Origin of the sequence: Bartonella sp. AP11XZML (genome assembly GCF_042196445.1) — a bacterium.
In the GTDB taxonomy this organism is placed as follows: Bacteria; Pseudomonadota; Alphaproteobacteria; order Rhizobiales; family Rhizobiaceae; genus Bartonella.
Map to the genome: position 1 here is coordinate 1 of NZ_JBHIQF010000063.1, position 7,640 is coordinate 7,640.

The window sequence follows — 7,640 nt, forward strand, 5'->3', positions numbered from 1 at the left end:
CCGTAAGGACACTTTCATGCTTTAAAACGTCTGCCTTTAAAGCAAATACATAAAAAGCTGCACGCATAGTGCAGCTTTTTTTGTAAATTCTTCTTAATCACTCTAAAATTCAGCCCTCTTATTTAAAATGCTCTTTGCAATCAACATGACATTTGACAAAAATAAAATCCATACTAAGAGGAAATAAGTGGTAATTTTTTTATTTTGGTCATCATTGTTTTTTTTATCAACTATAAGGGGGGAAATATATGAATATTTCACTTAATAAAGTAAAAAATGTTATTGAATTGGCTGCTGATGAAGTTGTGCCAACTGCAATGCTTACTAAGTATGCACAGCGTAACGATATTCAAATTTATCAAAGTGAGCTTGATGAGCTTAATATGAATGATTCGCTGGAAGTTTAATGATGTATTGTTGATGCAAATCTGCTTATCCATCCATCTTTAAAAATTAAGCTTGTTTAATAGCATGTTTCAGTTATTTTCAGAGGGCTTTTCTCAAAAAAATTGGGCTAAGCAAGCAGCTGAATTGTCAATTTCGTACATCCCTTTCAATGAAAGGGATGTTTTGAATGCTTTAAGACAATACGCTCTACATCCTCATAAACTCTTAGCTCTTAATCCTAAATCCGAAGTAGTAACAGTGGTTAATGGAGTGCGGAGTCCACGTCCTCTTTCAAACTTTCTTGTTTTAGATACGGATAGAACTATAGAAGAATATACTGCCCGCGTTGACCAATATGCCGAAGGACAAGAATGGGCGGTCATGTATTATGGATTATACGCTGCAACCCCTGTTCTATGGGATGTGGCAAAACAGTTTTCAGATCAATTAGCTCATTCTTTAGGTTTTAGGCCTGGTGGACGCGTGGATATTGACTGCTTCATCGGCCGATATTCCTCCACCCATGTTGGGATACATGTGGATCACGCTCATAATTTTGGTTTTACTCTACAGGATGGCAAAACAATGTTTGCATGGCCCAGTACACGAGAAGACCTCCAAGGGCTAAAATATCCTGAATATGAAGCGCATAAATTAACAGCAATTGCGCTGCAAAACCGTACAGACCGTGTTGCCTACTTTCCCCATGATGCTTTCCACGTTGCTGAAACTGGAAAAAATATCGCGGCAAATATCAATATTGCTTTTTGGGAAACAGCACACGATGCACAACATCATAAAAATTATGTCACGCATTTACTCCATCTTGATGATCAAACGCGACATGATATCCGCGCATCAGGAAGAGCAAATTTAAACCCTGATAATGCTTTTCAACACTCTGCACTAAACTCCGCCATCGCAAATGGTACCTTAAAACGCCATATGCTGGTTTCTCAATTAATTTGTGATACAAGTTCACGTTTATGTGTCAAGCGCCCTCTTGTTGACGTCTCTGAGATTGAAAATGAAATCACTCTTCGCGCATCTGCAACCCTCCAATGGGTACCCTTAACTGAAACAAAAGAACTGCTCATCGCAGCAAACGGACATTGTGCAAGCTTTGAATATAGCTCTCATCTAGAGCATTTCCTTTCTCAACTTTCATCAGGAAAAAAACTAGATCTAGTAAAATTAAATGATACCCCATATAAATATGCACAGCAGGAAATTTTAAAAACCGTAAAAGCTTTAGCATCTTGGGGAGCATTGTGACAAAGAAAAAATCCATAATTTTCGCCCAAATAGGACTTTTTCTTGTTTTGGGCTTAAGCAGCTTTGCCGATGAAACGGCTCAAGTCACTTTTGCTTTACACTTAGCAGAAAGTACAGCCTCCATTTCAATGCTGCTTTTTGCAGGGCTTATAGGAGGAATTTGTGCAGGTCCCATTGCCCCGCGTCTTTTGCACCGCTTCCAGCCAGCGCACACAGTGACTGTTGTTTTATTGTTTGAAGCACTCTTCATAGCTACAGCCGCAATCGCCAACCAGTTTTGGTTTTATATTGCTCTTTCTTTCGCACTGGGTTGTGCAGGTTCACTGTTTTGGTCTGCTATCCTCGTTGCCGTACCTGACTTCGCAAAAAATGATCAGCAATTAGACCGTATCAACCGCATTATCCAAACAGTCCGTAATCTTGGCTATATTGCTGGACCACTGTTAGGAGGCATGTTGTATGGTTTATCAAACGGGCAAAAAGGGCTCTTTGCACTATCCATCATGGTTCTCTGTGCCGCCTTAATCACCACTTGCTGTTTTAAAAGTTTAAAAATGCATGTGCCAACAACAAGCACAACACAGCCAACCAAAAAGGGCCTAGATTTAAAAGGGCTCTTGCGTAAAAAAAAGGTTGTCTCTGCTCTTGCCCCCCTCATCATTACCATCATCCTCACCTCCACCCTCAATGTATTGTCGATTGTCCGCATCCGCACCGAGCTATCCTTCAGTGCACAAACTTATGGAATGATCAGCAGCATGATCAGTCTTGGCCTTGTGGTTGGTCCACTCTGTTTCTCTAGCCTTTTCCACCGCCTTGGCAATGCCGCTGGAGCATCACTGGCTGCTGCAACCATTGGTTTGGCCATTTTCTGTTTTTCCTTAACACCACTTATATGGCTCATGATGCTGTCATTTTTTATCCTTGGGAGTGCCAACGGTGTGCAAAATGCACTAATGGCAAGTTTTATGATGAAAGCCATTCAGAAAGAACAGCGAAACAGTCAAATGCCCGCCTATATCTTTATCATACAAACAGCCGTGTGTATTGGTTTTATCAGTGCAGGTTTTGTAAAAGTGCATCACACCCAATACACCCTCCTTATCATCGGCATTGCCACCATGATCACAGGACTATTAGGCTTTATGTTAAACCGCGCTCTGCAAAAAAAGGAATGGGATAATGCCTAGAAAACTTTGCCATCTTTTCTCTCGAAAAAAAACATGCCCCAAAATGGCATAAAAATCATCACCTGATCGCATTATTGTATCTCCATGCAACCCATACCAAGCAATGGAATTTTGATAAACCATTCTCGTGTGGAAGAGCAAACAACCCCAGCAAACAACCATTGCCAAAACTTGATATTTCAAAGCAGAAGAAAACAGTTTAACATCATGCAACAAGACCCTATAGGCTTAAACTTTTACAATAGAACAGGTGGTTATGTATGGCAACTGGCAGACTATATGCTACATGACTTGAATGAAAGCATCCACACACTTGAACTGCAAAAACCAACACCACCTATAGCCATCAATTCTTTCGCTGTCTACCCACGTGAACTCAATCCTTTATCACGCGTTCAATGGGCAAAGGACGTACAGATAACGAGAAACAAACCAGCACTCATTGGCAAACGGCAAATACAACCCATCACCATTGTTTCTACAAAAGGAGCGACATTTGGCGGATTCGACTTTCCCATATTTGAAGCACTTCGTGAAGGCTGCCTTGTCCAATCCTTAAAAGAAATCAAACTCAATGGTACTCTTCTTGCCTCTGGAAGTCTTTTGATATCACTGCTACGACACGGTCTCATCGAAACAGATCAAAAAGCCTTTTCAGAAAATGATGCAACAGCTCTTTTACGAGAGACAACATGTCGTATCATCGATTCTTCTCTTGGGTTCCTTGCCATTAATCAACTTAATGGACGCACAATCCGGCTTCATGAAAAAACAAAACATCTCTTGCAGCAAGCCGCCACCCCAATGCATCTTCAATACCCGCTAGAGGATTCAATAAAGTTTCTTATAAAAGCAGGAATGCTACGATTGCTCACATTATAAGGATAAAAAGATGCAGCTGATAAGACCTGGCATGGGAACAGAAAATAGTGCTCAACTTATCCATGCGCTTATTCAAATGGCAAGACCCGCGCACAGTCATTGAAATCGGTGCTGGTGATAGTACGCGCTTTATCGCAAAAGCACTTCAAAAAGCGAAATTATCATGGCAACAAGATAAAAAACTTTTAGAATCTTCCACCTGGGAAGAGCGTACAGCTTTGCTTGATCCTTCAGGGATTCCTGAAAATTACGAACCACGGCTTATCACTATTGATGATTTTTCAGCAGAAGGCCAATCAGCCGAAGAAGCATGGCAAAAACTGCTTCAAGACGGTATTGAAAAAAACATGGTAACATTTATCCATGAGAATTTTTTCTCTCTTGATGAAAGCACCCTCAAATCTTGGGGACCAATAGATTTTGTTTGGCTTGATGCTGGAACGCCCGCAGATGATGTGCGATTTGTTACCACAGTTTGGGAACACATCACCGCTGGTGGTTATCTATGTCTGCATGAACCAACCATGACAACAACAATTGCTCTCAATGGCGAACAACGGGTTCGACGTGTTAGAACTCCCATCTGGGAAGAAATTCTCTACCGGCTTGATGGCTCCTATGAGGCTTTAACACTCCCCGAAAACCACAAATATCGCCAAGGTGGTCTGGGAATTATTCGCAAACGCACCCCAGCCGAACAAATTGTACGCGCACAATCACTACAAGCAGAACTCATAGAAATCAATGAACTTCCCATTCGCAACGATCTTTTGCCCATGGGAAAAGAAACCCTTCACAAACGTAATACCCGCAATTCACTGATCTCTGCCATGACGTCACCGACACTGCGCGCTGTTTATGCCACCATTATCCTTGGTGCAAAAAATCTTACTGATATCCTCAAACATGTCGATTCAGATGCCAAAAACATTCACAAATCCATCAATCGCCTTTTGAATCTTGGACTTATTCACAACACAACAGAAGGATTTCAAGCCGAAGAGACAGTGTGGAAAATGATAGAAAATAAACATGAGCGGGAGAGGAAAAATTTAAGCGACCGCCATTTAGAAACAGAAGAGATGCTATCAAAAATTGGTGAAGCCTTTCAAATGGGAAAAATCTATAGCGAAACGGAAGTTTCCAAGATATGCAACCTCTTTACGATAGACTTTGCCCGATTACGACGCACTCTTGTTGAGAGAGGTTTTTTACAACGCCATGGAGGAAAATATCAACGCATGCGCTAAAAGAGAATTGAAAAATGATTAGCGAACTCTATCGTTTTTCTTCTCTATTTCAAGAGAATGAATAACCTTCCACTAAAAAATATAATTTCATTAAAAGGTTACAAAATCATTCATCCCATTCATATGTTGACAATCTATGGAGATGAGATTAGCGTGCTCTCTTCGCAAGAGATGCAATGGGGAAGAACAAGAATGCGGAGTGCCAATTTGTTATCAAAAAGGATTGGGGGGTTATCAAATGGGGTTAAAAACAGTCAAAACCATCAGGAGAAGATATAGGATCAAGGTCTCAATGATCTTACGATTGTTACGCGAACATCCGGGCACAGTGTTGTTGCTCAATCCAAATCATGCTCGATATTTCTAAAAACATCGTAGAAAAAACAATATTCTTGCATTGGACTGGCTAGTGAATCAAGAAAGATACTATTTCAACGAAATGTGCACAGCAGAAATAGGGCTGGCAAAACTTCCTCAAAAGATACAACAAAATGTCTTTGATCATTTAACAACACTTCTATGGAAATTCCATGGGCAAAAATAAAATTCCTTTTTTCATCTATAGCACAGTTTTTTTTCTGAATTTTCCTTTTTCTTTGTACTCCCTCTGCTTGGAAACTCTTCTCTCATAACTTCTGCCAATGTTGCTTTTTATCTCGCTGGATCGGTAATCCTTGAAAGCATTCTCATGGTAACCACAACAGGTTTATTAGAAAGATTTTCGCGTAAACTCTTAATGGCTACCGCCTTTATTTTAAGGAGTAGCGCTTTTGTGTGCATTATCCTATCGCTCACACCTTCTGCATGGTTGATCTTTTTTACCTTAATGGCTTTTTCGAAAGCAATTTCAAAGCCATTTTTGAGAGAAATTTTATCAGAACATCTCAATGAAAATGCTCTTAAACGCGCATTAACTCTCTATTCTTTTTTTCAAAATGCTGCTGTCGTTATCGCCCCTCTTGTTGCAACGAGTGCCATAAAATACAACGCATCGGCCTTCTTAATGGCTTTTTTTGCATTCATTGGTTTGTATCTTTGTGTTCTATCCATTCAAATTGTTTATCATTACCCGCATAAAACATTATCTCTTGAAAAGAATAAAAAAACAAAAAAAGCTCTTCTTTCTTCTTTAAAAACAATAATACATAATCGTTCTATTGCTTATTTGCTGGTCACGGCTTTGCTTTGTGCATTCCTCATGGGAATTTTCATCACCACCACAACACTTCTCAGTAAATTTGACAGAAATCTCGCTCCTTATAGTGGAATTTTCTTTTCAATTGTTGGCATCAGTATTTGTATTTGACAAGGAATAATCAATAAACATCTCAGCCTTTCCGATAAATCAACTTTCTACCTATTATGGCTTATGGGAAGTTTCTCCTCATTTTTCCTCATGGGTGGGGTCTTTACCGCTGTGACTGCATTAATTGCCTACAGTGTCTATGAATCTGTCATGATTCCAGAAATATACTATCAAGCAGGGAAAACAACCCCATCCCTCTCTGCCAGTGTTCTTTTCAGTTATATTCTTGTTATTTCAAATATTGGCCAAGCCGCCGGCTCATGGACAAGTGGATGGATTATCAGCCATTTCAACAATCATATCGCTTTCACCTTTTGCATGATTGTTGGTGCCTCCGCCTTTGCTTCTTGCCTTTGCCTCATGCAAACGAAAAAATAAGCAGCTTCCATGTCACATATAGTTTTTGCAACCGGTGGCACAACAAGAGCACTCAAAACACTTCGCCATAAATGGCTCAATTATGATTTTGTAACACACTCTGCGGCAAAAAAGCTCAAAACGGTCTCTAAAGATTGCTCTGTAAACGCCGTTGCAAATTGTCTCATAGCTTAAAGGATTATGGGGTAGACAAGCGTAAGGTAGCTACATTCTGCACGAATAATATTCTATTGATATCCATGTGCAATACAGCCAAATCATTTTTCTTATAATTCGCTCATTTCTGCCATGACCTCACCGACACTACGCGCTGTCTATACTGTTATTATACTTGGTGCTAAAATTCTTTCTGATATCCTCAAACTTGTCAATTCAGAGACCAAAAACATTCACAAATCTATTAATCGCCTTTTAAACCTTGGTCTTATTCAAAACACAACAAAGAGATTTCAAGCAATCGATAAATTATGGCAAGCGCTAGAAGATAAAAATGTACGAAATATGGAAATTTTTAGCGATCGTCATTTAGAAACAGAAGATATACTTACAAAAATTGCAGAAGCATTTAAAATAGGAAAAACTATCGCGAAACGGAAACATCAAAAATATGTAGCCTTTTTACTTTAGATTTTGCGAGATTAAGACGAATCTTGGTGGAAAATGGATTTTTAAGACGATATGCAAGCAAATATCAGCGCATACGTTGAAAGAAAAAATTCAAGCATTTGAGTTTTTCTTATGCAGCGTTTTGTTTTTTTGTTTTCTGTAAAGAGAGTTTAGGCCAGCTATGCGCCCCCCTTAGTATTTAGTGATATAGATAGTTTGGAGTTCAAGGAATTGTGAGCAGTTTTTTTGTTACAAAAAGTTAGCAGATTGTTTTGAGGATGACGATATACAGGCTACACATAGGACAAAGGGAGAGATGACATAAGAGCCAAGAGAATCTGAGTTTAGATTAAGTCCTTGAGCGCC

10 protein-coding genes are annotated in these 7,640 nt (G+C 39.6%); all 10 read left to right on the forward strand.

The genetic code is table 11. The features are described from left to right. Positions 1 to 248 precede the first annotated feature (248 nt). Positions 249 to 407, forward strand: a complete 159-nt coding sequence (locus tag ACFIMG_RS05700) for a hypothetical protein (protein ID WP_375618735.1) — start codon at positions 249 to 251, stop codon at positions 405 to 407. Between the two features lie 64 nt (positions 408 to 471). Further along, positions 472 to 1,662: a hypothetical protein gene (locus ACFIMG_RS05705; protein WP_375679146.1), complete on the forward strand. Its 1,191-nt coding sequence runs from the start codon at positions 472 to 474 to the stop codon at positions 1,660 to 1,662. Next, complete coding sequence (locus ACFIMG_RS05710; protein ID WP_375679147.1) at positions 1,659 to 2,852, forward strand: MFS transporter; 1,194 nt, start codon at positions 1,659 to 1,661, stop codon at positions 2,850 to 2,852. The genes ACFIMG_RS05705 and ACFIMG_RS05710 overlap by 4 nt, the downstream gene beginning before the upstream one ends. A gap of 111 nt (positions 2,853 to 2,963) precedes the next feature. Continuing rightward, positions 2,964 to 3,734: a hypothetical protein gene (locus ACFIMG_RS05715; protein WP_375679148.1), complete on the forward strand. Its 771-nt coding sequence runs from the start codon at positions 2,964 to 2,966 to the stop codon at positions 3,732 to 3,734. A 62-nt stretch (positions 3,735 to 3,796) separates the two neighbouring features. Beyond that, complete coding sequence (locus tag ACFIMG_RS05720) at positions 3,797 to 4,984, forward strand: DUF2087 domain-containing protein (protein ID WP_375693583.1); 1,188 nt, start codon at positions 3,797 to 3,799, stop codon at positions 4,982 to 4,984. Between the two features lie 628 nt (positions 4,985 to 5,612). Continuing rightward, positions 5,613 to 6,290: an MFS transporter gene (locus tag ACFIMG_RS05725; protein ID WP_375679154.1), complete on the forward strand. Its 678-nt coding sequence runs from the start codon at positions 5,613 to 5,615 to the stop codon at positions 6,288 to 6,290. 111 nt (positions 6,291 to 6,401) lie between these two features. Then, positions 6,402 to 6,668: a hypothetical protein gene (locus ACFIMG_RS05730; protein ID WP_375679150.1), complete on the forward strand. Its 267-nt coding sequence runs from the start codon at positions 6,402 to 6,404 to the stop codon at positions 6,666 to 6,668. Between the two features lie 9 nt (positions 6,669 to 6,677). Beyond that, positions 6,678 to 6,842, forward strand: coding sequence for a hypothetical protein (locus ACFIMG_RS05735; RefSeq protein ID WP_375679151.1), 165 nt, complete (start codon positions 6,678 to 6,680; stop codon positions 6,840 to 6,842). Between the two features lie 114 nt (positions 6,843 to 6,956). After that, the gene (locus tag ACFIMG_RS05740) at positions 6,957 to 7,295 is read left to right on the forward strand and encodes a hypothetical protein (RefSeq protein ID WP_375679152.1); all 339 of its coding nucleotides are present in this window, start codon (positions 6,957 to 6,959) and stop codon (positions 7,293 to 7,295) included. After that, on the forward strand, positions 7,274 to 7,375 hold the full coding sequence (locus ACFIMG_RS05745; protein WP_375612583.1) for a DUF2087 domain-containing protein: 102 nt from the start codon (positions 7,274 to 7,276) through the stop codon (positions 7,373 to 7,375). The genes ACFIMG_RS05740 and ACFIMG_RS05745 overlap by 22 nt, the downstream gene beginning before the upstream one ends. Positions 7,376 to 7,640 lie beyond the last annotated feature (265 nt).

What these genes read in the sequence shown, in the direction of transcription:
- ACFIMG_RS05700 (WP_375618735.1), top strand. Translation starts at nt 249, where the DNA reads ATGAATATTTCACTTAATAAAGTAAAAAATGTTATTGAATTGGCTGCT.
- ACFIMG_RS05705 (WP_375679146.1), top strand. Translation starts at nt 472, where the DNA reads ATGTTTCAGTTATTTTCAGAGGGCTTTTCTCAAAAAAATTGGGCTAAG.
- ACFIMG_RS05720 (WP_375693583.1), top strand. Translation starts at nt 3,797, where the DNA reads ATGCGCTTATTCAAATGGCAAGACCCGCGCACAGTCATTGAAATCGGT.
- ACFIMG_RS05735 (WP_375679151.1), top strand. Translation starts at nt 6,678, where the DNA reads ATGTCACATATAGTTTTTGCAACCGGTGGCACAACAAGAGCACTCAAA.
- ACFIMG_RS05740 (WP_375679152.1), top strand. Translation starts at nt 6,957, where the DNA reads ATGACCTCACCGACACTACGCGCTGTCTATACTGTTATTATACTTGGT.